We start from the raw sequence: 3476 nt of genomic DNA on the forward strand, positions 1-3476 counted from the left end.
ACAACCACATGATCACCAGCACCGTGCCAGCTCTGCTCTCCGGGGTCCCTTGCCCCGCAACGGACATGACGCCACGTCACTCACGAGACCGGCGAACCGGACCAATCCCAACCACGCAATGCCCCTGCCGGGCGGCCAGCAACCTGGCGATAGAGGGGAGACGTGGGCCGAACGAAGACGGGCCGGAGCATGCCCGCAAGCGTGCTCCGGCCGGCCGCCGACGAGGCGATTCCGCCGTGCCGTAGCGGCGGTAGCTCATTGGCGTGATGGGTGGTGGCCGACCGGGATGTCAGCCGTTGAGGTCGGCGAACTGGATGTGGCTGCCTGGGGCTCCTCCGGCGACACCGGACGCGATGTACCCCAACTCCGTCCACGGAATAGTGCTTTTCCCTGCCGGAGCAGGAGACAGCGGCGACGGGATCCCACCGTTCAGATACGCGGTAACCGAACTATCAGGATGGACGTTGATGTAGTCGGCCCTGCCATCACCATTGAGGTCGGCGAACTGGATCTGGCCGCCCGGGGCTCCTCCGGCGACACCGGACGCGACGTACCCCAACTCCGTCCACGGAATAGTGCTTTTCCCTGCCGGAGCAGGAGACAGCGGCGACGGGATCCCACCGTTCAGATACGCGGTAACCGAACTATCAGGATGGACGTTGATGTAGTCGGCCCTGCCCCGAGGGGAGCTGGGGGGAGCGGGGGGTGCGGGAGGGGGAGTGGCACACTTTTCGTCACCCGACGACGGACCGTTCACGAATCGCGGCGCGGTCAGCCAACCGGCGTCGGTCACCTCTTCGATGGCGGTGCCCCAGACGGTGGCCATCTTGGCGTATCCGGCATCGTTGGGGTGCAGGCCGTCCTGCATATCGTTCGTGGTCACCGCCGCCATGTCCACCCACTTGACATTGAGGCCCCGGTCTCGCAAGGCAGCGACCTGAAGTTTGCTCTGGGTGTTGAAGGTTTTCATATTGGCCGCGCTCGCGGCGCTCCAGGTGGTACCCAGCAGGGAGCCCACTAGGACGGTGACTCCTGGAACTTTCGAGTTAAGGTCTTCGATCAGATGCTGGAGTCTGTTCGGTGCATTACCGAGGTCGAGACCCGCGTTGATGTCATTGGTACCGATGTGTAGAAGGACGAGGTTGGGTGCGTAGTCCCGCATGACACACGGCGCGATATCGGCCAGCTGGCTGATCTGCCAACCGGGGTGACCTTCGTTCGCGGGCTGGGGCATCGCCCCTGATTTCTGGGAACCGACGAAGTCAGAATTCCTTCCGCGCCCGTAGAGTTCGGCCTGGAGGGTTTTGCGGTAGCTGGATGAGGTGGAACTGCCGGTGCCGAATGTGATGGAATCTCCGAAGGGCAGAATTCTCAACGGTGTGCTGTCCAGCCATCCGTTCACCAGAGATCGGTGAATGGCGTCACTATAAATTTGCCCCATTTTGGCATCGCCGGCGTCGTTCGTCGTCGATCCGTCGGCGTTCAGGTCACCAGTGGTCAGGGGACTCATGTCGGCGAGTTGGACAGGGCGGGACATGGCCCGCAGGTCGGCGACTGTGGCTTTGATTACGGCGTTGTAGGCGGTGATCCTAGTCTGGACGGCTGGGTTGGTGGAGGGGCCGAGGGTCGCGACCACTATCACGGTGCCGGGATCGTGCGTGTGGATATTGGCGAGCAGTTTGGCAAGTCGGTCTCCGGCTCCGTCGGTCGTGCCGTCCTTCATGTCCTGCATGCCGGCTTGCACTACCACGACGTTCGGGCGGTAAGTGGGAACGGCCGTCTCAGAGCGTTTTGTGATGGCGCTGATGTTCTCTCCGGCCCCTCCCTCATAATGGGGGCTGCCGGTTGTTCCGTCGGACTGGGAGCCCACAAACTCTACTGATGGCGACCGGGACACAAGAGAGAGAATGGCAACCATTCCCAGGCCCAGAGTTGTCAGAAAACCATTCTTGACGTAATCGTCCGTAAGGTTGTCGCCGATCGACATCACCTTGAAATCCGGTGGGTCCGCGGCAGCGGCGAGCCCGCCCAGACTTACCGCGTAGTGGTCGGAGCTCGCCCCGTCTTGGCGAACTGCCCTAAAATTGCTGGAGCTTCGGTCAGAGGTGACGTAATAGTCGTACTCGCCACCATCCTGGTGGGTGGCCTGCCCGCTCGAATAGACCGTTGCGCCCATGGGGAAGAGGGGGCGGTTTTGCAGCACGCGGGGGTCGACGTTGAAGTCGCCCCCAGCGGTCCATACGCCTCCTGGCGTCCATCTGTCGACGCTGCTATCGATCGCTTCCAAAAGACTGTTCGAGTCACCTCCGCCAGGGGAGAGGCCGTGGACCGTGAAATACCATTGGGTTCCGAATCGGACACCCAGCGCGGTCCGGCCTGCCTGGATGGGATTGGCGACCACGCGGACCTCGTCCGGCGCATTCCGGGTGATGATCGCGATATTTACCCGCCCGCCCGTATTGGTGCCGCCGTTGCGATCGGTCTGGGCGAAGTAGACGTGGTACGAGCCCCCCCTGGAGCTACCACCCGGAGTCCAGGTTCGGTGCTGGACGATCACGCCCTCCGGCGTGGTGATGGGAACCTCCAAGGTGGCTCCGGATGGCCCCTGGGGCCCGACTTCCTGCAACAGGACGATCTCAGTGGACCTGGCGTACTCCTGGACCTCGTTCGTCCACTTGGAGGCGCTGCCCGCCGACTCGCCCTGCATGTTGTACGTGATCAGCGGGGTCTGCCCGAGGGGTGCCGCGATCGCGGGTGCGGCACCGGGCACGACGATGAGAAGTCCCGCAAGCAGAGCGGCCGCTACCAGGACTGCTGTCGTCCCCGACCGCCACCGAGAGAACAACCAGCCCGAAAATCGTCGGTGGCCGACTGAAAGTTTTACGCTCATGACATGCACTGATCCTGACTTTGTAGATGTATAACAGTTTTTTTACGTCGGGACGGAAATTATTGCCGAAGCATGCGGAGAACAACAGAGGGTCAGACCTGACAAGTAGGGGCAATTCATCCGCAGTGTGAGATGGCCTCCTCGATAGGTGGTCCATTCACGCCGACATAATGTCCGCGAATTGACCCAATCGTTTGACGCAAAATACGCAACGGTCGAAGCAGGCTCTGGTGACGGGCGGGAGAAGTCGCTGGGCGCGTCCGCCCTACCGACCCGCCCGCTGCTGTAAGGTGAACGCCATATTTCCCCCGATATCCCGGCAAGTGTCACTATTCCCCACTTCGCCAAGATGAGGGTCTGATGGACGAACCGATTTGAAGTTCGTCCATCAGCCACGATATAGCCCCTTCCGAGGGTGATGAGTCCGTTGATCGCGGCGGGCCAGGACCAGCCCAGGGCCAGGGGCATTGCGTGGTTGGGATTGGTCCGGTTCGCCGGTCTCGTGAGTGACGTGGCGTCATGTCCGTTGCGGGGCAAGGGACCCCGGAGAGCAGAGCTGGCACGGTGCTGGTGATCATGTGGTTGT

1 protein-coding gene is annotated in these 3476 nt (G+C 62.1%); it reads right to left on the bottom strand.

Annotated features, from left to right (window positions below):
• Nucleotides 1–289 precede the first annotated feature (289 nt).
• Entirely contained in the window at nt 290–2890 is a 2601-nt protein-coding gene (locus tag O3X23_RS43665; protein ID WP_269280908.1) for a GDSL-type esterase/lipase family protein, read from the bottom strand.
• Nucleotides 2891–3476 lie beyond the last annotated feature (586 nt).

Source organism: Streptomyces sp. H39-S7, assembly GCF_027158205.1.
GTDB lineage: Bacteria > Actinomycetota > Actinomycetes > Streptomycetales > Streptomycetaceae > Actinacidiphila.